The sequence below is a fragment of the Catellatospora vulcania genome, from assembly GCF_009720385.1.
In the GTDB taxonomy this organism is placed as follows: Bacteria; Actinomycetota; Actinomycetes; order Mycobacteriales; family Micromonosporaceae; genus Catellatospora; species Catellatospora vulcania.
Window position 1 is genome coordinate 586,547 of sequence record NZ_ML769302.1, and the last position, 24,834, is coordinate 611,380.

Genomic DNA, 24,834 nt, shown 5'->3' on the forward strand with positions numbered 1-24,834 from the left:
TGGACTGTCGTTCGTAGAGACGCGTCGAATGGTCGATGCGTTGTGCAGAGAAATGAGTGAATACCTCAAATCCTTGTGAAGGTTCAGCAAACGGCGAGGTCAGGGGAGGGGTGGGCAGGCGAGGTTAACGAGGGTTAAGGTGGCCGCATGGTTGCTGTGCTGCCGGACCGGGTGTCGATTCGTGAGGTGGGCCCGCGTGACGGGCTGCAGAACGAGGACCCCGTGCCTACCGCCGACAAGGTCAGGCTGATCGACGCGCTGAGCGCCACCGGCGTCGGCCGCATCGAGGCCGTGTCATACGTGCACCCCAAGGCGATCCCGCAGATGGCCGACGCCGACGAGGTGTGGAGCACGGCGGCCCGCGACCCGAAGGTGCGCTACAGCGCCCTGGTGCCCAACCTGCGCGGTGCCCAGCGGGCCCTGGCCGGCGGGTTCACCGAGGTCGAGGTGGTGGTGTCGGCCAGCGACACGCACAACCGCCGCAACATCAACCGCGCCACCGAGGAGTCGCTGGACGAGATCGCCCAGCTCATCCCCGCGCTGCACGAGGGCGGTTCCACCGCCGAGGTGATCATCGCGACGAGCTTCGGCTGCCCGTACGAGGGGGACGTGGATCCGAAGCGAGTGGCCGCGATCGTGGACCGGGTCGTCGCCGACGGGGCGGACCGGGTGGCGTTCGGCGACACCACCGGGATGGGCACCCCGCGCCGGGTACGCGAGCTGCTGTCGATCGTCCGCGAGCGGCACCCGGACGTGCCGATGCTGCTGCACTTCCACAACACCCGCGGCACCGGCCTGGCCAACATCCTGACGGCGCTGGAGTTCGGCATCACCGAGTACGACGCCAGCGTCGGCGGCCTGGGCGGGTGCCCGTACGCGCCGGGCGCGTCGGGCAACGTGGCCACCGAGGAGGTCGTGCACATGCTGCACGACATGGGCGTCGACACCGGGATCGACCTGGAGAAGCTGATCGAGGCGGCCCGGCTGGCCGAGCAGATCGTCGGCCGCGAGCTGCCCTCCGGAGTGCTGCGGGCGGGCCCGCGCAGCCGCACGGTGAGCTGACGTCAAGGTACGCCGAAAATCGTTCGCAACCGCGGGGTGGTCGCAGGCGTGACTGGTGGGTGACATGACAGCCACCAACGGGAGACCTGGATGTCGCCACCCTCGTTCGACGAGTTCTACCTGAGCAGCAGGCAGCGGGTGCTGCGGTACGTCTATGCCGTCAACGGAGACCTGCAGGACGCGCAGGACGTGCTGCAGGAGGCGTACGCCCGGGCCTGGCAGCACTGGGGCCGGATCGGCGACTACGGCGACCCGGAGGCCTGGGTCCGCACCGTCGCGTACCGCATCGCGGTGAGCCGCTGGCGGCGCACGAAGTCCGCGCTGACCGCCCATCGCCGGCACGGCGCGGAGCCGGCCGCTCCAGCGCCGGACGAGAACACCGTGGCACTGGTGACCGCGTTGCGCGGCATACCCGAGGACCAGCGCCGGGCCATCGTGCTGCACCACCTCGCGGGCCGGTCCGTCGCGGAAATCGCCGCCGAGACCGGTGTCGCCGAGGGCACCGTCAAGGCCCGGCTCTCCCGCGGCCGCCAGGCACTCGCCCCCCTGCTCCGTACCGAGACGACGGGACGCCGCCATGCGTGATGATCTCGATCAGCAGTTCGCCGGATTCGGCGCAGAACTCCCACCGGTGGCGTGGGCCTCGCCCACCGAGATCCGGCGTCGCGGCGACCGGCGGCGGCTCGTACGGACGGCCGCCACGGGCGCGGCCGCGGTCTTGCTGGTGGTGACCGGCGTGAGCACGGCCATGGCGCTCGGCGGCGGCTCAGCTGAACCGCAGCCGGGCGCATCGCCACAGGTCAGCGCGTCGGCGGGTGTCAGCGACATCCCGTCCACCGCGCTGCTCACGCCGGCCGACATCGGCGCGGGCGTCGAGTTGATGCCGGGCGAGGTCGACGACCCGAGGTACGACTCGGTGGCCCGGTGCCAGTCCGAAGGGATGTGGGACGGCACCCCGAAGGCCCCGGTCGCCGGGTACGCGGTCCGCCGGACGGCGGCGTACCGCCTCGACCCGGCCCGGCAGACCGCGGAATACACCCAATGGGTGGGTGGCTACGCCTCGGCTGAGCTCGCCGCCCAGCAACTGGCCCATGACCGGGCGGGCTTCGAGCACTGTGCGCTCCTCGACATGGGCGGCGGGTTCACCCACTCCTTCACGATCTCCGAGACCGGCTTCGCCGGAGACGAGTCCCTGCTGGTCACCTTCGTGGTCAAGATGCCGGACAAGCCCGACCGCACCTTCCTGTATGCCACGTTCCGGGTCGGCGCGGTGTATGCCGTGATCCACAACCGGGAGGGCACGTCGCCTGCCGAGGTGCGGCAGCTGGCTGTCCGGGCGGCGGAAAGGATCTGCGCGACGATGGCGGTCTGCTGAAATCGCGATGATGCAATGCGAACAGGGAGTGACCGTCGGTCACTCCCTGTCGCTTTTCCGACTGTTACTGAACTCCAGAAGTAGATCAAATCGGACATAAGGAATAATTCGTGCCAGGAATGGCATTCGGCACCCCTGGAGATCGGACGGTTGATCCGTGTCCGGCGAATGGCAGGCTCGTTGACCCTTGCGATGTCATAAATGCCCTATTTGTACGAGCCGATTCAGGTGACCACGAGCGCACGTCGACAGCCGGAGTGACCGTGCTCCGGCGCGCTCATCGTGCACATAGGTCGCTACGAAAAGTAGCCGTGACATGGCAAGACACTGCATCTCCCCGTGGCAATTCCAGATCGAAAGGCACTGCGATTCACATGACTGCGACTTCGCTGGGCACGTGGACCAAGACGTCCGTGAAGGTCGGCGTCCTGTCCGCCGGCGTGCTGCTCGTCGGCGGTACGGGCGCGCACGCGGCTGACAACTGGAACACCTCCTTCAACAGCGGCATCGGCAGCGGCAACCAGATCAAGCTGCCGGTGCAGGCCCCGATCAACATCTGCGGGATCGCCATCGGCATCCTGGGCAACGCCAACGCCAGCTGCACCGGTGGCAGCGAGGCCAACTACGGCGAGGACGCCCTGGCCACCGACTGGAGCGCCTTCGGCAACTCGGGCGTCCTGAGCGGCAACCAGGTGCTGGCCCCGATCCAGGTCCCGATCGACGCCTGCGGCGTCGGGGTCGGCGTGCTCGGCAACGCCAACGCGTGGTGCGTCGGTGGCTCCGAGGCCAACCTGCCCGGCCAGCCCGGCGAGGACACCGACGAGGACCCGTACCCGCAGCCCTACGGCGAGCCGAGCTGGCACCAGCACAAGGGCAAGAACAAGACGAAGGACTTCGTGTCCACGGCGGCTCCGATCGAGAGCACCGTGGCGGAGAGCTCCCCGCTGGACGTCATCACCGGCCTGCTGCCGATCAACGGGCTGACCAGTGGCCTGACCAGCGCGGTGGGCAACACCAGCGCCAGCGTCGGCATCGGCGCCAAGCAGGCGCAGCAGCAGCAGCTGATGAATGCACGCAAGAAGTGGCAGCACGCCGCGCCGAGCACCTGCGACCTGAACTGGAACACCTTCGGCAACTCGGGGATCCTGAGCGGCAACCAGGTGTTCGTGCCGGTCCAGGCGCCGATCGACGTCTCCGGCGTGGCCGTGGGCGCGCTGCTGGGCAACGCCAACGCGTCCAGCGTCGGCGGCTCGACCGCGAACTTCTGCTGAACGATCTTCCCCACCAGAAAGGGCCGGCGCGGACGCGCGCCGGCCCTTTCGCCTACCCCGCCGCCTACCCGCCCGCCGCCCGCCGCCCTGCCCCCCACCTGCCGCAACTCTTAAAGACTTGCCGCATCCGGGGCCGACTGAGGCCGCGACTCTTTAAGAGTTGCGGCAGGGGGCGCCGGTGGGTCGGCGGACGGGGGGAAGCGGCGCGTCTCACATGGTGGTAGCCTAACGATCGTTCAGGTTGTGCCCGGTGGGAGGAGAGGCGCGTTATGCACGAGGGACTTGATGAGCTGAGAGAGCGCATCGGGGCCGGTGGGGCGCCGAAGTACCACCAGGCCAACGAGGCCAAGGGCAAGCTGTTCGCGCGCGAGCGCATCGCCCGGCTGGTGGACAAGGGCTCTTTCGTCGAGGATGGGATGTTCGCCAACGCGCTGGCGCACGGGTTGCCCGCCGACGGCGTGATCACGGGCCAGGCGACCATCGACGGCCGGGCGGTGTGCCTGATGGCCAACGACTCCACGGTCAAGGCCGGCAGCTGGGGCGCGCGCACCGTCGAGAAGATCATCAGGATCATCGAGCGGGCTTACGGCCAGGGCGTGCCCATGGTCTACCTGGTCGACTCGGCCGGCGCGCGCATCACCGACCAGGTCGACCTGTTCCCCGGCCGCCGGGGCGCGGGCAACATCTTCTACCAGCAGGTGAAGTCCTCGGGCAGCATCCCGCAGGTGTGCGCCCTGTTCGGGCCGAGCGCGGCGGGCGGCGCCTACATCCCCGCGTTCTGCGACGTGGTCGCCATGGTCGACGGCAACGCCTCGATGTACCTGGGCTCGGACCGCATGGTCGAGATGGTCACCGGCGAGAAGACGACGCTGGAGGCGATGGGCGGCGCGAAGGTGCACACCGAGCAGTCCGGCGTCGGCCACTTCCTGTGCAAGGACGAGGACGAGGCGCTCGGCGTGGTCCGCCGCTACCTGTCCTTCCTGCCCGCCAACTGGACCGAGCAGCCGCCCGTGCAGGATTCGCTGCCCGCGCCGGAGACGGACCTGGCCGCGATCGTGCCGGAGAGCGAGCGCCGCGCGTTCGACATGCGCAAGCTGGTCAAGGGCCTGCTCGACGGCGGCGAGTACTTCGAGATCCAGGCGCGCTGGGCCAAGGAGCTGACGGTCGGCTTCGGCCGCCTCGACGGCCAGGTCGTAGGCATCGTCGCCAACAACTCGTTGCACAAGGGTGGCGTTCTCTTCGTCGACTCGGCGGACAAGGCCAGCCGGTTCGTGCAGCTGTGCGACGCGTTCAACGTGCCGCTGCTGTTCCTGTGCGACGTGCCCGGCTTCATGGTCGGCAGCGCGGTCGAGCGGCAGGGCATCATCCGCCACGGCGCGAAGATGGTCACCGCGATCAGCGAGGCGACCGTGCCGAAGATCTGCGTCGTGGTGCGCAAGGCTTACGGCGCCGGCCTCTACGCCATGGCCGGACCAGGGTTCATGCCCGAGGCGACCATCGCGCTGCCCACCGCCAAGATCGCCGTCATGGGCGCCGAGGCCGCGGTGAACGCCGTCTACGCCAACAAGATCGCCGCGATCGAGGACGAGGCCGAGCGGGAGGCGTTCATCGCCGCCAAGCGCGCCGAGTACGAGACCGACATCGACCTGGTCCGGCTCGCCAGCGAGCTGGTCATCGACTCGATCGTGGAGCCCGATCGGCTCCGCGACGAGCTCATCCAGCGGTACCGCGCCGCACAGGGCAAGGACCGTCACTTCTCACGCCGCCGACACGGCGTGACTCCTGTTTGAGAGAGGCCGTGATGACCGACTTCGGGCTGTCCGAGGAACACCGGGAACTGCGCGACACCGTGCGGCGCTTCGCCCAGGACAAGGTGGCGCCGGTGATCGGCGACCTGTACGAGCGGCACGAGTTCCCGTACGACCTGGTCCGCCAGATGGGCGAGATGGGGCTGTTCGGGCTGCCGTTCCCCAGCGAGTTCGGCGGGATGGACGGCGACTACCTCGCCCTGTGCATCGTGCTGGAGGAGCTGGCCCGGGTCGACTCGTCGCTGTCCATCACGCTGGAAGCGGCCATCTCGCTGGGGGCGATGCCGATCTACCGATTCGGCAGCGACGAGCAGAAGAAGCGCTGGCTGCCCGCCCTGATCAAGGGCGAGGCGCTGGCCGGGTTCGGCCTCACCGAGCCGGGGGCCGGCTCCGACGCGGGCGGCACGCGGACCACGGCCCGGCTGTCCGAGGACGGCACCGAGTGGATCATCAACGGCAGCAAGGCGTTCATCACCAACTCCGGCACCACGATGACCAGCCTGGTCACCGTCACCGCGCGGACCGGCGAGGGCGAGATCTCCTCGATCATCGTGCCGTCGGGCACGCCCGGCTTCACGGTCGCGCCCGGCTACTCCAAGGTCGGCTGGTGCTCCTCGGACACCCACGAGCTGACCTTCGTCGACTGCCGGGTGCCGGTGGAGAACCTGCTCGGGCAGCGGGGCCGCGGCTTCGCGCAGTTCCTGCAGATCCTCGACGAGGGCCGGATCGCCATCGCCGCGCTGTCCACGGGCCTGGCCCAGGGCTGCGTCGACGAGTCGCTGAAGTACGCGTCGCAGCGTGAGGCCTTCGGGCACACGATCGGGTCGTACCAGGCCATCCAGTTCATGATCGCGGACATGGAGACGCGCGCCCACACCGCGCGGCTGGCCTGGCGCGACGCGGCGCAGCGGCTGGTCGCCGGCGAGGACTTCAAGCGCCAGGCGGCAATCGCGAAGCTGCACGCCAGTACGGTCGCGGTGGACAACGCCCGGGACGCCACGCAGATCCACGGCGGCTACGGCTTCATGAACGAGTTCCCGGTCGCCCGCATGTGGCGCGACAGCAAGATCCTCGAAATCGGCGAAGGCACCTCCGAGATCCAGCGCATGATCATCGCCCGCGACCTCGGCCTCCGCTGACCCTGCCCCCCGCGCCCCTTCTCCTGCCGCAACTCTTGAGGAGTCGCGCCTTTCCGGCGGTCCGGAAGGCACGACTCCTCAAGAGTTGTGCGGGGGAACGGCCGGGTCAGGGCGTAGGGAGGAGGCGGGCGGCGTCGGTGAAGACGGTGGTGATGGCGGCGGTGCGGGTGGGGGTGCCTTCCCAGCCGTGGTCGAAGACGACGGCCACGTGGTCGCCCCGGCGGATCACGGCGATGAGGTATCGCGCCTCTCGGGGTGAGGCCTCCTGCGGTTGCAGGTAGCGGTGGTGCAGTACCAGCCGCAGTGACTCGTCGCCCAGCTTCGGCGCGGTGACCAGGGAGTACTCGTAGCGGGCGCCGTCGCGGGTGTAGGAGCCGCAGCGGTTCACGGCCGCGCGCAGGTCGGCCAGGTAGTTCCGGGCGCCGCCGGCCGAATAGCGGGTGACCGTGTGGTCGTAACTGTCGGTGGAGATCTCGCCGGGGGTGCTGCTGCTGTTCCACAGCCGGCGGCCGCCGCGCCGGTCGGCGACCAGCGCCTCGCTGGGCAGCGTGCCCGTAGCGCACACCCGCGGCAGGATGTCGTACCCCGCCGGGTCCGGCTCGCCGGGCGGGGCCGGCCGGACGTGATAGCAGAGCTCGCCCCGGTCCTCGGTGAACGTGCCCGGCAGGAACAGCGCGTCGGCGATGAGGCCCGGGTAGGTGTCCAGGCAGCGGCCGCCCGCAGGCGGCTCGGGCGACGGCTGCGCGGACGGTTGCCCGGTCGGCTCCGGGCTCGCCGGGGCGAGCGTTTGCGACGTGCCGGACGCCGGCGCGGTGACCGGCGGGGGCCCCGGCCGGTCGCAGCCCCCGGCCAGCGCTGCGACCAGCGCTGATACGGCCAGCACGCGCCACGGAATGTTCGGTGCGGTCATGAGCGCTCCTTCCACCGGTCGACCGCGGCACGGCCGAGGTCCCCGTCGTATACCGGACCGCCCCGTGACGGCCCGGTGACTGAAGACACTCGATGGGCGGCGATCCGGTTGCGGCCTGTCGCCGGTCGGACAGTGCCGCTCGGGCCCGGCACGCGGCCGGTCGGCGGAAAGGTTGCGGTGTGACACCGGTCATGCCCGGTGAGTGCGCCAAAAAGTAGACGCTCGACTCCCACGTTCGGTTTCGGATGCGTAGTCTTTGCGGCCATGGTCCCAGGTCACCCGGTTCCCGTTGAGGCCGCCGACACGTCGGCGGCCTCCTTCAGCGCGCTCCTTCGCGCGCACCGGGACGCCGCGCGGCTGACCCAGTCGGAACTCGCCGCGCGGGCCGGGCTCGGCGTGCGCACAGTCCGGGACCTGGAGCACGGCCGGGCTTCACGACCGCAGCGCAGCACGGTCGAGTTGCTGGTCGGCGCGCTGGGGCTGACCGGCGACCCGGCCACGGAGTTCTACACGGCCGCACGCGGCCAGGCCCAGCAGCGGCCCGAGCCGCCCCCGCGGCCCGCGACGTTCACCCTGCCGGCGCCGCCCGAGCTTTACGGCCGGGCGGAGGAGTCGGCCGCGCTGGCGGCACACCTGGTCGCCCAGCCGGGGCTCACCACGCTGGTGGGCCTCGCCGGGGTCGGCAAGAGCGCGCTGGCCCTGAGCGTCGCCCATCTGGTGCAGCCGCAGTTCCCGGCGGGGGTGGCCGCGATCAGCATCGCGGCGGGCGACACCGTCACCGATGTGCGCGACGTCGTCTGCGCGGTCCTCGGCGTGAACCGCCCCGCTGACCTGCCGACCCGGCTGGAGCAGCCGGTTCTGCTCATGATCGACGCGGTGGACCGGTCGCCGGACGCCTTCCGGACCGTGCTGGGCGAGTTGCTCGCGCAGGCCCCCGCGCTGCGCGTGCTCGCCTCGGCGCGGGCCCCGCTCGGTCCCGCGGGCGAGCAGGTGTGGCCGCTGGGCCCGCTGGCGCTGCCTCCGGCCGGAACACGCACGCTGGCCGAGGCGGAACGGCACCCGGCGAGCGCGCTCTTCCTGGCCCGGTGGCGGCAGGTGCGCCGCTCGTCGGCTGACGTCGAGGTCGAGGCGCTGGTCACGCTGGTACGCCGCCTCGGCGGGCTGCCGCTGGCGATCGAGCTGGCCGCCGCCCGGGGCCGGGTGCTCGACCCCGCCGAGATGCTCGCCCGGTACGGCAACCGCCTGCTGGAGTTGGGCAGCGCCGACGTCGCCGCCTCGCCGCCGCTGGTGACCCTGCGCGACGTGGTGACGGCGAGCTACCGCCTGCTGGAGCCGGCGCAGCGGGAGGCGCTGCGAAGGCTGGCCGTGTTCGGCTACCGCTGGTCCGTCGAGCTGGCCGAGGAGCTGCTCGGCCCGCAGGTCGACGTGGTGCCCGTGCTGGAACGGCTGGTGGAACTGGGCCTGGTGCAGGTGCGCGGCTCGGGGGCGTTCCGCTTCGTGCTGCTGGACGTCGTGAAGGAGTACGCCGCCGAGCAGGCCGAGGTGGCCGGCGAGCTGGCCGCCGCACGCCGCCGGCACGGAGTGGTCTTCGCCCGGTTCGCGGCCCGCACCGCCCCGACGATGGTGGGGTCCACCCTGGCCGCGGCGGTGGCCCGGCTCGACGACCTGGCCAGCGACCTGTGGGCGGCGCTGGCCCACTCCGCCGAGCACGATCCGCACACCGCGCTGTGCCTGGCCTCGAAGCTGCCCCGGTGGTGGCGTTTCCGCGGCCGGGACCAGCAGGGCAGGCAGTGGCTGCTGCGGCTGCTCGACGACCCGCGTACCGCCGACGCCGACCCGATCGTGCGCGCCTGGGCGAACCTGGGCGTGGTGCAGCTCGCGGCCGAACACGGCGCGGGCCGGGCCGAGCTGGCCCGCGGCGAGACCGCACTGGCGGCGTTCCTGCTGGTGGGCGATGTGACCGGGGAGCTGGCGGCGCGCGGGGTGCTGCAGTTCGTGCACCAGAGCGCGGGGGAGTACGACGACGCCCGCCGCCACGGCGAGGCGACGCTGGCACTGGCCACCCGGACCGGCCGGGTGAACGACATGGCGGTGGCCCAGCACAACCTGATCTGGCACGACCTGCGCGAGGGTGATCTCGCCGCGGCGCAGCGGCGGCTGGCCGCGGTGGACCGGCTGTCGGCGCGGTCCGGGGAGCACAAACTGCGCGCGCTGGCGCGGGCCAACCTGGCCGAGGTGCTACGCCTGGACGGCCGCTACGACGAGGCGGTGCGGGTGGGGCAGCAGGCCGTGGAGATGCTGGCCGAGGTCGGCAATCCGGGCGAGCGCCGGCGGCTGGTGGGCGTGGTGGGGCTGGCGTACGCCCAGGGCGGGCGGCTGGAGGAGGCGGACAAGACGCTGGCCGACATCCGCGCGATGCTGGAGGACGAGCCGGACCCCGGATTCGACGTGCCAGGTTCGGTCGAGCCCGAGGAGGACTGGTACTGCGCCATGATCGAGGCGACGGTGGCCTGGCAGCGCGGGCACCGCACGCTCGCGGCCTCGTGGTTCGCGGCGGCGGCACGGCTGACCAGCGGCCTCAACGACCGGCGGGACATGATGGAGGCCCTGGTCGGGCTGGCGGCGACCAGCGACGAGCCGGCCGAGGTGGTGACCCGGCTCTATGAGCTGCGGGACAGCACGGGCATCTCGCTCACGCCGCGAACGCTGGAACTGCTCAGCCACCTCTGACCGGTGGCGGAGCCCGGAAGCTGCGTTCGGCGCGGGCGGCCCCCCGACGGATGATGTCCCTCCGCGGCCGCCGAAGCGAACCGCGCCCCCCGCCGTCTCCGCCCGCGCCGATGCAGCCCCGTGCAGGACCGCCGACAACCGTGTCGGCCCGGCCGTCCTCCACAGGGCCATGACGCTAGCAGCCCGGTTCACCCGATTCGGGGCTTTAACCGTCCTTTCTGGCGCGACTTCGGCACTTCTGCCGCCGGTTCTGCCGCAGCGGCAGCACTGCCCGCGGCATGGGATCGTCACTGGTCATGAATGCCGGCGGTCGCCTCCGGGCGGACCGCGTCGCGCACCACGCGCAGGCCGACGAGCAAGCCCTGCAGTTGGCGCTGGGTCAGTGGGCCGATGAGCCATTCGTCAAGCAGTTCCAGGTGGCCCGGAACGGTCTCCTGCAGGCGGGCCAGGCCTTTGCTGGTGAGGGCGGCGAACGAGCTGCGCCGGTCGATGTCGCAGGGGACCCGGCAGACCAGGGCCTCCCGCTCGAGCCGGTCGATCATGCGGGTCACCCCGCTCGTGCTCATGGAGGTCTGTCGGGACAGGTCGGTCATGCGCAGCCGTCGTTCGGGAGAGCGGGCCAGTCGCAGCAGCACTTCGAACTCGACGGGTGCCAGGCCGTGCGCGGCGAGCTGCTCCGCGCAGAGGGTGTTGAGGCTGGTGTACGCCTCTGTCAAAAGGCCCATGGCGGTGAGCCTCGAATCCTCGAGTAGCTCCATTTGCGCATCGTATATGGAGAGATGGCACATTTGTTGCCCTTCGTTTCCCGCAGAGTGGGACGACGGGTGTGCCAATCGGGACGACCACCCGATACGACTGTCGCCCGCGAACCGTACTCTGAGGGTTCGTTTGGTGACCGTGTGTCGGGGAGGGCTCATGGGCAAGGACGTTTCGCTGCAGACGTTCACCCGCCAGGAACGGGAGCACTACCGCCAGAAGGTGAGACGCTGCCTGGACGTGTTCGCGTTGATGCTCAACGACTTCAGCTTCGACCACGACCATCCGACCACCGGGCTGGAGATCGAGCTGAACCTCGTCGACGCGGACCACCTGCCGACGATGGTGAACGAGGAGGTCCTGCGCGACCTGGCCGATCCCCAGTTCCAGACCGAACTCGGACGGTTCAATCTGGAGCTGAACGTCCCGCCGCGGCTCATCTCGGAAGACGGGCTGGTGCTGTATGAGCAGCAGATCATTGAGAGCCTGCGCCGCGCGGACGCACACGCCCGCAAGCACGACGCCGCGATCCTCACCATCGGCATCCTGCCGACGCTCACCACCGACCACACGGTCACCGAGAACCTGTCCGTCAACGGGCGCTACCGCTCGCTCAACGAGGAGATCCTGGCCGCCCGGGGCGAGCAGATCGGCGTCGACATCAGGGGAGCGGACCGGCTGCGCATCCGCACCGACTCCATCGCCCCCGAGGCGGCCTGCACCAGCCTGCAGTTCCACCTGCAGGTCTCGCCCGCGGAGTTCGCCGCCTACTGGAACGCCTCGCAGGTCATCGCGGGGGTGCAGGTCGCGGTCGGGGCGAACTCGCCCTACCTGTTCGGCCACCAGCTCTGGTCGGAGACCCGGATCGCGCTGTTCGAGCAGGCCACCGACACCCGCCCGGACGAGCTGAAGGCCCAGGGCGTACGCCCCCGGGTCTGGTTCGGCGAGCGCTGGGTCACCTCGATCTTCGACCTGTTCGAGGAGAACGTCCGCTACTTCCCGCCGCTGCTGCCGATCGCGGAGGAGGAGGACCCGCTGGCCGTGCTGCACAGCGGCGGCGTGCCCCGGCTGGGCGAGCTGCGGCTGCACAACGGCACCATCTACCGCTGGAACCGGCCGGTGTACGACATCATGGGCGGCCGCCCGCACCTGCGGGTGGAGAACCGGGTGCTGCCCGCGGGCCCGACCGTGGTCGACATGCTGGCCAACGGCGCGCTCTACTTCGGACTCGTGCGTGCGCTGGTGGAGGAGGACCGTCCGCTCTGGACGCAGCTGCCCTTCAGCGTGGCGCAGGACAACTTCCACGCCGCCGCCCGCCGCGGCATCGCCGCACCGGTCTGGTGGCCGCGCCTCGGCGAGATCCGGGTGACCGACCTGGTGCTGGAGATGCTGCTGCCGAAGGCCGCCGAAGGGCTCGACCGGTTCGGCGTCGACCCGGCGCACCGCGACCGCCTGCTGGGCATCATCGAGCAGCGCTGCCTCACCGGGCGCAACGGCTCCACCTGGCAGGTCGCCACGGTACGGGCGCTGGAGGCGGCCGGCGCGACCCGGCCCGCGGCGCTGCGCGCCATGGTCGGCCGGTACGCCGAACACCAGCGCACCAACGAACCGGTGCACACCTGGCCCGTGGGCTGATTCGGCCTGACAGCGGATGGTGTGACCGTCGACCTCGGGGGAGGGTGCAGCCGTGACCGGTGACAGTGATGACGCCCGGCCCTGGGCGCTGCCGGCGACGCTGGCCGCGCTGGCGGCTGTGGTCGCCGCGGTGGCGCTGCCGCCGTGGCTGCCCGGGGGAGCCCCGCGGCCTTCGTCGACGCAGGTCCTGCCGGCCGCGAGCGTGCCGGTGCCGCAGCCCGCGCCGAGCCGGTCCCCGGTGCCCTCACCGAGCCCGGCGACCGGTTCGCCTGCTCCCGTGGGCGGGCCGTTCGTGCCGCGTTCGTTCACCGTCGTCGGCAGCGGCGACGTGCTGCTGCACGGGGGCCTGTGGCGGCAGGCGCAGCGGGACGCGGGCGGCCGCGGCTACGACTTCGCGCCGCTGCTCAAGGGGGTGCGCCCGGTGATCGAGTCGGCCGACCTGGCCGTCTGCCACCTGGAGACGCCGCTGGGCGGCCCGCAGGGCCCGTTCACCGGTTATCCGATCTTCAAGGTTCCGCCGCAGATCGTGCCCGCCCTGCAGCAGACCGGCTACGACGCCTGCTCCACCGCGTCCAACCACTCCCTGGACGGCGGCGAGGCCGGGGTGCGGCGCACGCTCGCCGCCCTCGACGCGGCCGGGATCGCCCACGCGGGCATGGCCCGCAGCCGGGCCGAGCAGGACAAGCCCACCATCGTCACGGTACGCGGAGTGCGGGTCGCGCTGCTGTCCTACACCTTCTCGTTCAACGGCCTGACCCGGCCGAAGGGCAAGGACTGGCTGGTCAACGCCCTCGATCCGGCGCGCGTCCGGCAGGCGGCGGGCCGGGCCCGGCAGGCCGGGGCCGAGGTCGTCATCGTGTCGATCCACTGGGGCACCGAGTACCAGCACCGCCCGAACGAGCAGCAGGTGGCCGTCGCACGGCAGCTGCTCCGGGACGGCGCGGTGGACCTGATCCTGGGCCACCACGCGCACGTGGTGCAGCCGTTCGAGCGGATCGCGGGGCGCTGGGTCGCGTACGGCATGGGCAACCACGTGTCGAACCAGAGTTTCTCCGACGACACCCGCGACGGGGTGATCAGCAGGTTCACCTTCGTGGAGACCGCGCCGGGCCGGTTCACCGTCTCCGCGGTCGCCGCGCTGCCGACGTACATGCAGCTCAACGATGGTCCGGCCCGGGTGCTGCTGGTGACTGCGTGTCCGGCGGCCCGCCGCGCGGCCTGCCGGGCCAGCGGCGAGCGCTCCGCCCGGGTGCTGCGCTCGCGTGGGGCGGGCAGCGTCGGCCTGGTCGTGGTGCGCTGAGCCGAGCTGTCGTGACGGGCCGCCCGACTGCCGGGAGGGCCGTGCCGATCAGGGCAGGTCAGCGCTTCTTGCGGGGCTGCTTCGGGCTGGGCGGGCCAGCCGTGGGGGAGACGGCGTCGCCCGTGCCGGCCGGTGTGTCGCTGACCGGCACGTCAGCGGTGGGTTCGTCCGCCGGCTTCTCGGCGGCGGCCTGCGCCGGGGCGGCCTTGGCGACGGAGGCCCTGCCGTAGGCCGGTTTGCCGGAGGCGGCCTTGCCCGACGCCTCCTTGCCGGAGGTGTCCTTGAGCGATCCGGTCCTGTCCGCGTCGCTCTTGTCCGGGGTGGCCTGCGCTGGCACGGCCGGAGCCGGGGTGGCGTCGGCACCGGTGTACTGCGGTGGGACGGGCGCGGTCGCCGCCTTCACCGGCCGGGGGCGGCGCGGGCTGCAGAGCACCAGCGCCAGCACCGAGCCGATCAGGCCGGCGAACACGGCGTAGGGCGCGACCAGATGGGCGGAGAGCTGCTCCGGCAGCGCGCCGGTCAGCTTCGGCGCGGCCAGCAGGTAGGCCACGGCGACCAGGGCCGGGCCGGCGGCGCCCGAGAGCGCGACCCCAGCCTGGCCGTCCCGGCGGCGGGCGGCGGGCAGTGCGGCGAGGAACCCGATGACCACGGCGGCCAGCGCGGCGATGGCCGCGCCGGGCAGGTAGACGCTGCGGAACCAGGGCCCGTCGGTGGTGACCGGCCAGGAGCCGAGCTGCGCCACGACGGTCTGGCGCCCGGCCGCGATGCCGTCGGCCACCGCGGTGACCGCGAGCAGCCACAACCAGCCGCCGGTGGCCAGCACGTTGGCCGCGATCGAGCGGGCGACCAGGGCGGCCACCGAGATGAACAGGCCGAGCAGCACCCCGGCGATGGCGTATCCGCCGACGATCAGGTGCGGGGCGAACGTGTCGGCACGCTCGGCGACCCGGGCGGGCACCGCGGTCAGCGCGACGACGACCAGACCACCCAGTGCCGCCGCGATCGACAGCGCGGCGCGGCGCAGCACGCGGACCGCTGTCGACGACTGGACAGTCGGCTGGCCGACGCGATCGGCCACTACGGCACCGAGCACCACCGACAGGGCGGAAATCCACACCGTCCAGGCCAGACTCGCCAGCCAGGCGGCCTCGTCCCCGCCGTGCACGGTGGGGACCCAGGAGAAGACGCCCAAGCCGTATCCGACGCCCAACTGTGCTGCTCCCGCTGCGGCGGCGACTCCCACCGCGACGGCGACGGAGCTCAGTCCCAGCCGCGTACCCGGGCCCTGAAGTGACATGACGCGAGCGTATAGCAATGCGAGGGCGGTTCGTGTGAACGGTTTACTCTCGTTGCGGCGTAGCGTTCGCCGGGCGTACCCGAAAGAGGAGACCATCATGACCGACCCGTGGGCACAGACGGCGCCGTTGACGCCGCAGCGACCACGTGGGTTCAGCCCCGGCACCATCGCGATCCTGGCGACGGCGACCGTGCTGCTGGCCGTCGCGGGGCTCGCGATCGGATGGTTCGTCGCCGGCGACGGCGACCCGAACGCCCAGGTCACCCCCACCCCGAGTGTGGTGGCATCGGCGGAGGCCAGCCCTTCCCCGAGCGAGCTGCCCTCGCCCACCCCGACGGTCGAGCCGAGCACCTCGGCGGCTCCCGAGGGCACGCGTATGCCGAACGTGCTAGGCCAGGAGTTCCAGGGCACCCGCCGCCACCTCATCACGGAACTGAAGGTGACCGTCAACGTCGTCTTCGACCAGGAGGGCGAGCCCGGAACCATCGTCAAGACCGAGCCCGCCGCGGACGCCCCGGTGCGCCCGGGTACGAGCATCAAGATCTTCGTCGCCGGCTCGACCGTCGACGTGGACGTGCCGACGCTGGTGGGCACGTCCTGCGAGGAGGCCAAGAAGGCCGTGGTCGCGGCAGGCCTGCGGGTCGGGCCGTATCCGGCCGAGAAGGTCGGCACGGTCACCGCGGCCAGCGCCGAGGCCGGCACGAAGCTCAAGTGGAACACGGAGGTCTCGCTCACCTGCGAGACGGCCGCACCACCGTCCCCGGCCGCGGGCTGATGACGGTGCCTGGCCTGCTCCGGTGCGCCACGCACCCGGTAAGGCGTAACCGACCCGTCGACGTGGTAGGACCTCAGCATGTCCGATGAGCAGCGGCACGACGACAGCGATCCGGCAGCGAGCGGGAGCGACCCCTGGTCGCCCCCACCCGATGAGACCGCCCCGATGCCTGCTCACCGAGCGGACGAGCGGCCCGCGCCCGGCGACGAGCCGACGACGGTGCTGCCGGCCGGCGGGCAGGGCGACGAGGCGACGACCGTGCTGCCCGCGGGCGGGGGGCGCGGTGACGACGCGACGACCGTGCTGCCCGCGGGCGGGCCTGCCGCGACGCCGACGGGTAACGAGCCGACCTCGGTGATCCCGCCGGTCGGCGGCCGCTCCGTGCCGCCGGACGAGCGCACCTCGGTCATGCCGGCTCAGGACGTCTGGACCGGCCGCGCGGGTGTGCCCGAGCGGGAGCCCCGGCCGATGCGGGACGCCACCCCGCCGCCGGGCGTCGAGTACGGCGAGGGCGAGCGCACCTGGCGGGCACCTCTGATCATCATCGGCATCGCGCTGCTGCTGCTGGCGCTGTTCGGGGTGGGTGCCTGGTTCGCGCTGCGCGGCAGCGGACCGACGCCGGCCCCGAGCAGCTCACCGAGCCCTGCGCTGACCTCGGCCGCGCCCAGCAGCGCCGCGCCGAGCCCGTCGGCGTCGCCGTCACCGCAGGCGTCGGCGGTCCCGGTGCCGGCCGACCTGGTGGGCCTGTCGCAGCAGGAGGCCATCGACGCGCTGAACGCGGTGGGCCTGAACCCGCGGATCACCGAGCGCGTCACCGACGAGGCCGACCCGGGCACCGTGGTGGACGTGGAACCGGAACCCGGCACGCTGCTGGAACCCGGATCGACGGTGACCATCGTGGTGGCCTCGGCGCCGCCGGCCAGCCCGTCCCCCGAGGCGAGCCCCAGCCCGGAGGAGAGCCCGAGCCCGGACGGCGACTGACCGTCCTGCACGTGAACAGCGCCCATGCCGTCATACGGCATGGGCGCGTTCTGTTTCGGGAGAGCGGTCGTCACCACTGGCGGCGCCGGTGGGTGACGATGACGATCCCGCCCAGCGCGAGACCGATGCCGATCATCCCGGTGGAGATGAGTGAGTGTGCCATCAGCTCAGACGGCACCGAATGGGCACTGACTGCGGCGGGCGCCGGTGCCTGCCGGGCGATGGATGCGTCCGCTACCGTTGCGGACCGCACCTCGGTCGTTCCGGCCGTGGCCGGCACCGGCGTGAAGAACGCCGCTGCCAGCGCCGCACCGCACAGTGCGGCCAGCCGGTGGGACCGATGTGGAATGGTCGCCCTGGGCTCACGTCCAGAAGCGATCGTTCTGATGTCCATGGCGCCGTCCCCCGGGTGAGCGGGTGCCGTGCCACGCGGAGGCAGACGATAGAGACTCGTCGCGGCCGCCTGCGGACCGCATTCGGCCGGGCGAGTCGCCACCGTCGTTCAACTAGGGTTCTTCGAGCGTAGATCCGGTGTGGGCCGACCGGAGGCGGATCGCGAGAAATTCTCAGCGTGCGCCGGCGGTCGCGGGGCGCAGGTGCGGGGTGCGGCTCAGCGAAGGACGCTGGCCGGCCCGTGCGGGCGACGTGCGGGCGCGGGCCGCGGCGCTGTTGTCGGGCACGATACGCAGGCCGGCGCGCTGTACGAAGATCGAGCGCCGTTCCACCGCGTCACCGGCAGCGTTGAGCTGGTAACCGTCGAGCCAGACCCAGCCCTCGTACGTCGGCCAGTCGTGCACGCGGATCACCCGGAACATCATCGGGCGGAGGAACTGGACGCTGGCTTCGCGAGTGACGTGGAGGATGTCGCCGGCTTGGGGAGTCACCTTTTCTCCTGCTCTCTCGTACCGGTGCGATATGGACAACACGTATTCGGGAGTCGCTCGTTGAACGCTAGAGGTGAAGCTCCGCCCACCGTGCGTGATCATGAAAACGGAAGATCAGCACAGCGAGGGCCATAACAGACACTGTGCCGGAAGACTTTGCTGAATGCAAGTTGCAAAGTGCGTATGCGCTCTGGTGTCCTTCGTCCGGTATATGACAAGCTGGTGTCGGTCAGCCCAGTGATGTCGTGTCGCACCCTCTGTGCGTTCGGCCGGTTGAAGATTCGCCGATCGTCGGAGCAGACTCGCAACACGACATATGCAATTCCACCGGGCGGGGGCACCGACTTCGTGCCTCCGCCGACGTGCGTCGCGGAGGTGCGCCGTGACAACCCGACAGAGCCCGACCGTGCGCCGAAGAAGACTCGGCGCCGAACTGCGCAAGCGGCGCGAACATGCCGGCATCACGCTGGAGTTCGTGGCCGAGAGGATGGAGTGCTCACAGTCCAAGATCTCGCGGATCGAGACCGGGCACAGCTCGGTGACCAGTCGCGACGTCCGCGACATGCTGACCATCTACGGCACGCCGACCGACGAGGTCGACGTGCTCGTGGAGATCGCCAAGGAGGCACGGCAGAAGGGCTGGTGGCATCCGTACAGCAGCGTGCTCGTGGGCGCTTATGTCGGACTGGAGGCCGCGGCCAGCTCCATCCGCGCGTACGAACAGCAGGTTGTCCCCGGCCTGCTGCAATCAGCTGAGTATGCCGAGGCGATGATTCGCGGCGCCTGGCCGGACTGGGACGAAGAAGCGATCATGAATCGTGTCCGTGTCCGGATGGGCCGTCAATCGTTGCTCACGCGACAAGACGATGCGATCAGGTTTCAGGTGGTGCTCGATGAGTCGGTGTTGAGCCGGCCCGTGGGCGGCGACAAGGTTATGCGAGACCAGCTTCGACTACTGGCCGAAGCAACCTCGTGGCCTAACGTGACCTTGCAGGTGTTGCCGTTCGAGGCAGGTCCACACGCCGGTATGGACGGTACTTTCGCCATTCTGGAGTTTCCCGAACAGGGTGACTCAGATGTCGTTTACGCGGAGAATGCGACCGGGGGACTCTTCCTGGAGAAAAACGACGAGCTGGGGAAGTACACCAAGATCTTCGAGAACATCCGGAGGGCTGCGTTGAGCCCCGAGGAGTCCGCCGAGCTGATCGCACAACTGGCGGAGGAGCCACTATGGAAATCGAGACCAAGGGGTTTCGAGTCGATCTGAGCGAAGCACGTTGGTACAAGAGCACACGGAGTGGACCGAACTGCGACAACTGTGTTGAAGTCGCATTCGTGGGTGGTGCGATCGCGCTGCGCGACTCCAAGAACCCCACCGGTCCGGCACTGATCTTCACGCCGGACGAGTGGGACGCTTTTGTGGAGGGTGCCAAAGACGGGGAGTTCGATCTCTAGGTCGGACCCGCGCCCGGGGCCGACAACTCTGGATCATGCTTGCGAAGGACCCCCTTTCGCGCCACCCTCAAAGGCGCCGAAGGGGGTCCTTTGCCGTGCCGGCCCGTTAGAGCAAAACCCTGTGCAGGTTGGCCCGCCGCCGCTCGATCATGGTCTCGCGGGCCTGCTGCAGCCACTCCCGGCGGGTACCCGGCTCCGGTGGGTAGTCCAGCCCGAACTTGAACCAGGCGGGCGGCTGCGTCATCCGGGCGTACCGGTCGATCAGGTCGTCGAGCACCCGGGTCAGCTCCACCCGCGCGTTGCGCCCGGCCTCCAGCGTGGCGCGATGCATCGTGAGGTAGTCCGCCCGCCGGTTGGAGACCGCACGCAGCCGCCCGCGGATCTCCTCGATCCGCCCCCGCTGGATCGCGGTCAGCACGGCGGCGGACCGGTCCTCGCGCAGATGCCGGGCGAGCGCGGCCCGATGGCGTGGCCGCAGCCAGGACGACGGCTGGGCCAGCGCGGCGATGGTCGCATGGATGCGCGCCTGCACCTTCTGCTCGGCCTCGTAGGCCTCCAGGCAGCGCTGCTCGGCGAGCGCGACCTGGCGCGGGTCCGGTCCGGGCGGCGCCGCCTCGGCCACCCGCTCGGCCTCCTCGACCAGCCGCCACAGCCAGCGTTCCTCGTCGCCGATCTCGTCCAGCGGATCGAGCGGGGCGACGTCGTCGTAGGGCTCCCGGGCGGCCGGGACCAGCGCCTGGTAGTGGGCTCGCGTGGAGCCGGCGTCCTCCTGGCCGCAGTGCGGGCACGGCAATTGCCGTACCAGCCGGCTGATCTCGCCGATGAGCTGCGCCGGCGTGACCTGGGACGGCAATGGTGTGGACGCCGGTTCAGCAGCCATGGTGGTTCCCCCGCACGTGAAGCACAACTGGTTAGCTTGCGCTTAGTCACGCAAGCAACACGTGCAGTGACGATCGCGGGTAGACCGTCGCCTGCATTCCGTTGCGGTCGTTGTATCAGACGGCGCCCCACCACACCGCGAAACTCGCCGACCGGGTAGGACGAAGATGACGATGCCTGAACACGTGCCCAGCCAGAACGCCAGCCCCGCCCCGCGCGAGCGCAGCCTGCGCGACTCCGAACGGGCCCAGCTGCCCGGCGACACCCTGCTGGAGCCGGGCCCCGGGCCGCTGCAGGCGCTCGGCCTGGACCGGTTCGGCGACCAGTCGTTCACCCCGTCGAGCTGGCTGGACATGCCCGCCGAGTCGACGCTGGTAGACCACCCGCTGCTACGCGGCCTGCTCCTGGAGCTCCCGCCCCGCAACACCCCGCCCACCGAGGAATGGTTCGACCGCTGGTTCGACGCCACCCGCTCAGTCCTGGGCCTCATCTACCTCCGCAAATAACCCCACCCACCGACCTGCCATCCGCCGACCCGCCCTCACTCCGGGTCGCAACTCTTAAAAGGTCGCGGCATCCGACTCCCCTGGAAGCCGCGACTTTTTAAGAGTTGCGGCCAGGGGCGGGGCAGGGCCGGTGGTGGCAGGCCCGGGGCGGTCAGACCGCGAAGGTGGCGGGGGAGTCCGTGGCCGGGGTCACCGGGGTGGCGCGCCACAGGCGGGTCTTCTGGGCGCCGAGGCGGGCCAGGTACTTCGGGTTGAGGATCAGGTAGCGGCGCCACAGGCGCTTGGGCTCCAGGCCCAGCCGCCACAGCCACTCCAGGGCGTGCCGCTGCATCCACGCGGGCGGCTTGCGCAGCCCGCCGGCGTGGTAGTCGAACGCCGCCCCGACCGCCAGCAGCGGCATCTCCAGGTGCGGGCGCATCGCGTAGGCGAACTTCTCCTGTCGCGGGCAGCCGAGGCCGACCAGCACGATACGCGCGCCCGAATCGGTGATCCGGGCGGCGATCTGCTCGGCCTCGCCGGGCTGTACGCCGCGGAACTTCGACGGCTCGCTACCGGCGATCTTCAGCGCCGGGTACTTCGCGATCAGCGCCGGGATGAGCAGGTCCAGCACGGGCTGGGTGGAGCCGTAGAGATATACCGGCAGGCCCTGCTCGGCGGCGCGGCCGAGCACCCGCAGGGTGAGCTCCGGGCCGTAGACCCGGTCGCGCAGGCCCGCGCCGTGCAGCAGGTTCAGCGCCCAGCGCACCGGCTGGCCGTCCGGGGTGATCAGGTCGAAGCTGTTGAGCTGCGCGCCGAGCGTGCCGTCGGCGACGCCCTCCATCACCCCGTGCACCGCGAGCGCGGTGACCGCGTACGGCCGCCCCTCCGCCGCGGCGCGGATGATCCGCTCGGTGGCGTCGGCGTAGTCGGTGGCGTCGACGAGGACGCCGAGCACGTTGCGCTTGCTGCCGCTGTTCAGCGTCGTCGTCATCCGGGTTCCTTGTTCGCGCAGGTGGGGGCCTACATCCACTTGTCGGCGTTGGCCTCGTAGATCTCGTTGAGGATAGCGGGCACGTTGTAGGTCATCTGCCAGTCCGGGTAGTGCGCCTGGAACTTGGCCATGTCGCTCACGTACCACTGGTGGTCGCCCATGCGGGCCTGCTCCACGTAGTTGACCTTCGCTTCCTTGCCGGCGATCTTCTCGGCGATGGCGAAGGCCTCGAGGTGCGAGGTGTTGGAGAAGCGGCCGCCGCCCAGGTTGTAGACCTCGCCGGAGCGCGGGCTGCGGAAGAACGCCTCGAACGCGGTGAGCACGTCGTGCGAGTGGATGGCGTCGCGGACCATCTTGCCCTTGTAGCCGAACAGGTTGTAGGTCCGGCCCTCCATCACGCAGCGCATCAGGTACGCCAGGAAGCCGTGCAGCTCGGCGGCGGAGTGGGCCGGGCCGGTCAGCGTGCCGCCGCGGAAGGAGGCCGTCTTCATGCCGAAGTAGCGGCCGTACTCCTGCACCGCCACGTCCGCGGCGACCTTCGAGACGCCGAAGATCGAGTGCATGCTGTTGTCGATCGTCATGTCTTCGGTGATGCCGTTGGCGAACTGGTGGTTCGCGTCGATCTCGTACCGGGTCTCCTGCTCGACCAGCGGCAGGCGGTTCGGGGTGTCGCCGTACACCTTGTTCGTCGAGCAGAAGATGAACGCCGCGTCGGGGCTGTGCTGGCGGGTGTACTCCAGCACGTTCAGGGTGCCGACGGCGTTGACGTCGAAGTCGGTGAACGGCTCCTTGGCCGCCCAGTCGTGGCTGGGCTGGGCCGCGGTGTGGATCACCAGGGAGATGTCCCTGCCGTACCGCTCGAAGATCTTCTTGAGCACGTCACGGTCGCGGATGTCGACGTCGTAGTGCGTGTACGAGTCGCCGAGCTTGCTGGTGAGGTTCACCAGGCTCCAGGCGGTGGACCCGTCCTCGCCGAAGAAGTACTTGCGCATGTCGTTGTCGAGCCCGACGACGTGCATACCCAGGCCGGCGAAGTGGCGGGCTGCCTCGGAACCGATCAGACCGGCCGAACCGGTCACCAACGCAACGCTCACCAGACACTCCCTGTAACCAATCGACGAACGCGACCAGCGGAGAGCTTACCTGGCCCACTACGCCCCGTGCCTACCCGTCAGCCGGGGTCCGGATCACTCCGCCGACGGGGCGGTGCCGACGTCCTCTGGGGCGTGACGCCCGGGGGAGGAGTCGACACCGCCCGCCCGCCGCTATTGGATCTTGATCCAGGGACGGTCGGCGGCCGTGCCGGTGCCGGGGCTCAGCCAGACCGAGCCGATCGCGTAGCCGCGCAGGGTACCGTCGGGCAGGTGGTTCAGGCTCATCTCGGGCAGGCCGGGCACCTGGGCGAAGACGCCGTCCTGCAGCCGCCACACCCCTGCCGCGTTGGCGGCGAGCAGGATGCCGCCGCCCAGCGCCACGATCTGGTACGGCGGGCTCTCCTCGGGCAGATCCGCCTGGCGCTGCCAGGCTCGGTCGACCAGCCGCCAGAGCTGCTGCGCGTCGCCCGTGAGCCAGACCTCGGCGCCGTCGGGGGACAGCAGCAGGCCGAAGCTGCTCGCCTGCGCGGGTACGGGCACCTGCCGCCAGGTGCGCGCGCCGTCCTCGCTCAGCTGGATCCGCATGGCACCGCCCTCGCGTTCGGGCGAGGTGAGCAGCCAGAACCGGCCGTCCGCGCCGCGGTGCAGCGAGGACGCGCTGTTGGGCATGCCGCCGAGCCTGGGCTGCGGCCGCACCGGGCCAGAACCGATCTTGACGAGCTGCTCACGCTCGCACTCGACGCCGGACGCGCCGTCCTCGAAACCCGTCGCGCCCGGGCAGGTCACCATGTAGCCCTCGTGGCCGTACGCGCGGGCGTCGGCCAGCAGCGCCTCCTTCGGCGGGGTGGAGAGCCGGTGGCTCGAGAAGGTCGCTCCGCCGTCCCGCGTCAGCAGGAACCTCTCCCTGATGAGGTGCAGCGTGATGGTCTGCGCGTCGAGGGCGTACATGTTGATCACCTTGCCGTCCAGGCTCGGCACGCCGGTGACCCGGCGCCAGGTGCGCCCGCCGTCCTCGGTGCGGGCCAGCACCACGGCGCACGTGTGGCCGGCCTGCGAGCAGTCGTCCTCCACACATGCCGTGCTGTCGGCCGGACACCGCTCCAGCAGGGCCCATCCGTGGTCGGCGTCGGTGAACACGAGGTGCGGGGGGAAGCCGGGCGGGACCCCGGGCACCTGCACCGGCCGGACTTCGACGGCGGGGCCGGCTTCCGGCGACGGGCTGGGCGACGGGCTGCCCGTGGGGCTGGTCACCGCGGGTGTGGACGGAGTGATCACAGGCGGCGGGGTCTCGCCGCGCCCGCCGAGGCTCAGCAGCGTCAGCGGCGCGATGACCGCGGCCAGCGCGAGCGCGGCCAGTGCGCCGCGCCGGGTGCGCCGGCGGCGGCGTACCGCCACGGCCACGGCCTCGACCGGCGCGGCCCGGAAGGTGCCCGCGGTGCGGTCTGCGAAGTCGGCGAAGGTCTGGTCCATCGGCTCAGGCACGGCTGCTCTCCTCGCTGACATGGGCGGCCAGCGCGGCCCGGCCGCGCGACAGCCAGGACCGGACGGTGCCTTCGGCGACGCCCTGCTGCTCGGCGATCTCGGCGGTGGACAGCCGGCCGAGGTGGTGCAGCACGACCGCGAGCCGGTGCTTGGCGGGCAGCTTCGCCAGCGCCTCCACGAGCGCGACCCGGTCCGGCTCCGGCCCGGCCACGTGCTCCTGGCGCTGGCGGGCCAGGTAGCGCAGCGCGGTGGCGCGCCGCCGCAGGCGGCTGGTGGCCAGGTTCCAGGCGACCCGGCGCACCCAGCCGATCGGGTCGTCGTACGCGCTGATCCGGTGCCAGCGGTCGTAGGCCCGGCAGAACGCCTCCTGCGCCAGGTCCTGCGCCTCGGCGTGGTCGCCGAGGTAGGCGTAGAGCTGCGTGGCGAGGCGCTGGAAGTGGGTCGCGTAGAGCTCGGTGAACCCTGCGGGTGGTGACATACGACGCTCCCCGTGCGGGCCGGGGCCGCCCACAGCGGCGGCTTTCC

At 71.1% G+C, this 24,834-nt stretch carries 24 protein-coding genes; 14 read left to right on the top strand and 10 right to left on the bottom strand.

Going from position 1 to position 24,834, the window contains the following annotated elements:
• Positions 1 to 147 precede the first annotated feature (147 nt).
• From F6W97_RS06980 to F6W97_RS07005, 6 genes are all read left to right on the top strand, one after another.
• Positions 148 to 1,062: a hydroxymethylglutaryl-CoA lyase gene (locus tag F6W97_RS06980; RefSeq protein WP_155369283.1), complete on the top strand. Its 915-nt coding sequence runs from the start codon at positions 148 to 150 to the stop codon at positions 1,060 to 1,062.
• Positions 1,063 to 1,152: 90 nt separating this feature from the next.
• Positions 1,153 to 1,647 (top strand): SigE family RNA polymerase sigma factor, encoded by a 495-nt coding sequence (locus F6W97_RS06985; RefSeq protein WP_155369284.1) that lies wholly within the window; start codon positions 1,153 to 1,155, stop codon positions 1,645 to 1,647.
• Positions 1,640 to 2,437, top strand: coding sequence for a hypothetical protein (locus tag F6W97_RS06990; protein ID WP_155369285.1), 798 nt, complete (start codon positions 1,640 to 1,642; stop codon positions 2,435 to 2,437). The genes F6W97_RS06985 and F6W97_RS06990 overlap by 8 nt, the downstream gene beginning before the upstream one ends.
• Positions 2,438 to 2,811: 374 nt before the next feature.
• The gene (locus F6W97_RS06995) at positions 2,812 to 3,708 is read left to right on the top strand and encodes a chaplin family protein (protein ID WP_196279005.1); all 897 of its coding nucleotides are present in this window, start codon (positions 2,812 to 2,814) and stop codon (positions 3,706 to 3,708) included.
• 269 nt (positions 3,709 to 3,977) lie between these two features.
• Positions 3,978 to 5,498, top strand: a complete 1,521-nt coding sequence (locus F6W97_RS07000; RefSeq protein ID WP_155369287.1) for an acyl-CoA carboxylase subunit beta — start codon at positions 3,978 to 3,980, stop codon at positions 5,496 to 5,498.
• An 11-nt stretch (positions 5,499 to 5,509) separates the two neighbouring features.
• A complete protein-coding gene (locus F6W97_RS07005; protein ID WP_155369288.1) occupies positions 5,510 to 6,655 on the top strand; it encodes an acyl-CoA dehydrogenase family protein in 1,146 nt (381 codons plus the stop codon).
• Positions 6,656 to 6,761: 106 nt separating this feature from the next.
• Here F6W97_RS07005 and F6W97_RS07010 read toward each other — a convergent pair whose 3' ends face one another.
• Entirely contained in the window at positions 6,762 to 7,565 is an 804-nt protein-coding gene (locus tag F6W97_RS07010; RefSeq protein WP_155369289.1) for a hypothetical protein, read from the bottom strand.
• 264 nt (positions 7,566 to 7,829) lie between these two features.
• On the opposite strand from F6W97_RS07010, the gene F6W97_RS07015 reads away from it, so the two are divergent.
• Positions 7,830 to 10,295: an ATP-binding protein gene (locus tag F6W97_RS07015; RefSeq protein ID WP_155369290.1), complete on the top strand. Its 2,466-nt coding sequence runs from the start codon at positions 7,830 to 7,832 to the stop codon at positions 10,293 to 10,295.
• Between the two features lie 287 nt (positions 10,296 to 10,582).
• On the opposite strand, the gene F6W97_RS07020 is transcribed toward F6W97_RS07015, so the two are convergent.
• Positions 10,583 to 11,053, bottom strand: a complete 471-nt coding sequence (locus F6W97_RS07020) for a MarR family winged helix-turn-helix transcriptional regulator (RefSeq protein WP_230686463.1) — start codon at positions 11,051 to 11,053, stop codon at positions 10,583 to 10,585.
• 157 nt (positions 11,054 to 11,210) lie between these two features.
• On the opposite strand from F6W97_RS07020, the gene F6W97_RS07025 reads away from it, so the two are divergent.
• Together F6W97_RS07025 and F6W97_RS07030 are read left to right on the top strand one after the other, a co-directional pair.
• On the top strand, positions 11,211 to 12,686 hold the full coding sequence (locus F6W97_RS07025) for a glutamate--cysteine ligase family protein (RefSeq protein WP_155369292.1): 1,476 nt from the start codon (positions 11,211 to 11,213) through the stop codon (positions 12,684 to 12,686).
• 52 nt (positions 12,687 to 12,738) lie between these two features.
• Positions 12,739 to 13,986 carry a CapA family protein gene (locus F6W97_RS07030; RefSeq protein ID WP_230686464.1) on the top strand — a complete coding sequence of 416 codons (1,248 nt, stop codon included), beginning with the start codon at positions 12,739 to 12,741 and terminating at the stop codon, positions 13,984 to 13,986.
• Between the two features lie 58 nt (positions 13,987 to 14,044).
• On the opposite strand, the gene F6W97_RS07035 is transcribed toward F6W97_RS07030, so the two are convergent.
• Positions 14,045 to 15,283, bottom strand: coding sequence for a hypothetical protein (locus tag F6W97_RS07035; RefSeq protein WP_155369293.1), 1,239 nt, complete (start codon positions 15,281 to 15,283; stop codon positions 14,045 to 14,047).
• 97 nt (positions 15,284 to 15,380) lie between these two features.
• Between F6W97_RS07035 and F6W97_RS07040 the strand changes: the two genes are divergently transcribed.
• Both F6W97_RS07040 and F6W97_RS07045 read left to right on the top strand, forming a co-directional pair.
• A complete protein-coding gene (locus tag F6W97_RS07040) occupies positions 15,381 to 16,058 on the top strand; it encodes a PASTA domain-containing protein (protein ID WP_196279006.1) in 678 nt (225 codons plus the stop codon).
• 165 nt (positions 16,059 to 16,223) lie between these two features.
• Positions 16,224 to 17,039 (top strand): PASTA domain-containing protein, encoded by an 816-nt coding sequence (locus tag F6W97_RS07045; RefSeq protein ID WP_155369295.1) that lies wholly within the window; start codon positions 16,224 to 16,226, stop codon positions 17,037 to 17,039.
• A gap of 70 nt (positions 17,040 to 17,109) precedes the next feature.
• On the opposite strand, the gene F6W97_RS07050 is transcribed toward F6W97_RS07045, so the two are convergent.
• Positions 17,110 to 17,433 (bottom strand): hypothetical protein, encoded by a 324-nt coding sequence (locus F6W97_RS07050; RefSeq protein WP_155369296.1) that lies wholly within the window; start codon positions 17,431 to 17,433, stop codon positions 17,110 to 17,112.
• A 172-nt stretch (positions 17,434 to 17,605) separates the two neighbouring features.
• Complete coding sequence (locus F6W97_RS07055) at positions 17,606 to 17,923, bottom strand: hypothetical protein (protein WP_155369297.1); 318 nt, start codon at positions 17,921 to 17,923, stop codon at positions 17,606 to 17,608.
• Positions 17,924 to 18,305: 382 nt separating this feature from the next.
• Between F6W97_RS07055 and F6W97_RS07060 the strand changes: the two genes are divergently transcribed.
• Both F6W97_RS07060 and F6W97_RS07065 read left to right on the top strand, forming a co-directional pair.
• Positions 18,306 to 19,190 (top strand): helix-turn-helix domain-containing protein, encoded by an 885-nt coding sequence (locus F6W97_RS07060; RefSeq protein WP_155369298.1) that lies wholly within the window; start codon positions 18,306 to 18,308, stop codon positions 19,188 to 19,190.
• On the top strand, positions 19,160 to 19,378 hold the full coding sequence (locus F6W97_RS07065) for a DUF397 domain-containing protein (RefSeq protein ID WP_120321590.1): 219 nt from the start codon (positions 19,160 to 19,162) through the stop codon (positions 19,376 to 19,378). Before F6W97_RS07060 ends, F6W97_RS07065 begins: the two co-directional genes overlap by 31 nt.
• A 106-nt stretch (positions 19,379 to 19,484) precedes the next feature.
• Here F6W97_RS07065 and F6W97_RS07070 read toward each other — a convergent pair whose 3' ends face one another.
• Complete coding sequence (locus F6W97_RS07070; protein ID WP_155369299.1) at positions 19,485 to 20,258, bottom strand: hypothetical protein; 774 nt, start codon at positions 20,256 to 20,258, stop codon at positions 19,485 to 19,487.
• 166 nt (positions 20,259 to 20,424) lie between these two features.
• Between F6W97_RS07070 and F6W97_RS07075 the strand changes: the two genes are divergently transcribed.
• Positions 20,425 to 20,763, top strand: a complete 339-nt coding sequence (locus F6W97_RS07075) for a hypothetical protein (RefSeq protein ID WP_155369300.1) — start codon at positions 20,425 to 20,427, stop codon at positions 20,761 to 20,763.
• A 151-nt stretch (positions 20,764 to 20,914) separates the two neighbouring features.
• Here the strand turns inward: F6W97_RS07075 and F6W97_RS07080 are convergent, their stop codons facing one another.
• The 4 genes from F6W97_RS07080 to F6W97_RS07095 all read right to left on the bottom strand — a co-directional run bounded on the left by F6W97_RS07080 (position 20,915) and on the right by F6W97_RS07095 (position 24,787).
• Positions 20,915 to 21,733, bottom strand: a complete 819-nt coding sequence (locus F6W97_RS07080) for a WecB/TagA/CpsF family glycosyltransferase (RefSeq protein WP_196279007.1) — start codon at positions 21,731 to 21,733, stop codon at positions 20,915 to 20,917.
• A gap of 29 nt (positions 21,734 to 21,762) precedes the next feature.
• Positions 21,763 to 22,827 carry an NAD-dependent epimerase/dehydratase family protein gene (locus F6W97_RS07085; RefSeq protein ID WP_155369301.1) on the bottom strand — a complete coding sequence of 355 codons (1,065 nt, stop codon included), beginning with the start codon at positions 22,825 to 22,827 and terminating at the stop codon, positions 21,763 to 21,765.
• A 171-nt stretch (positions 22,828 to 22,998) separates the two neighbouring features.
• A complete protein-coding gene (locus tag F6W97_RS07090; protein ID WP_155369302.1) occupies positions 22,999 to 24,309 on the bottom strand; it encodes a sialidase family protein in 1,311 nt (436 codons plus the stop codon).
• Entirely contained in the window at positions 24,302 to 24,787 is a 486-nt protein-coding gene (locus tag F6W97_RS07095) for a SigE family RNA polymerase sigma factor (protein WP_155369303.1), read from the bottom strand. Before F6W97_RS07095 ends, F6W97_RS07090 begins: the two co-directional genes overlap by 8 nt.
• Between the last annotated feature and the right edge of the window lie 47 nt (positions 24,788 to 24,834).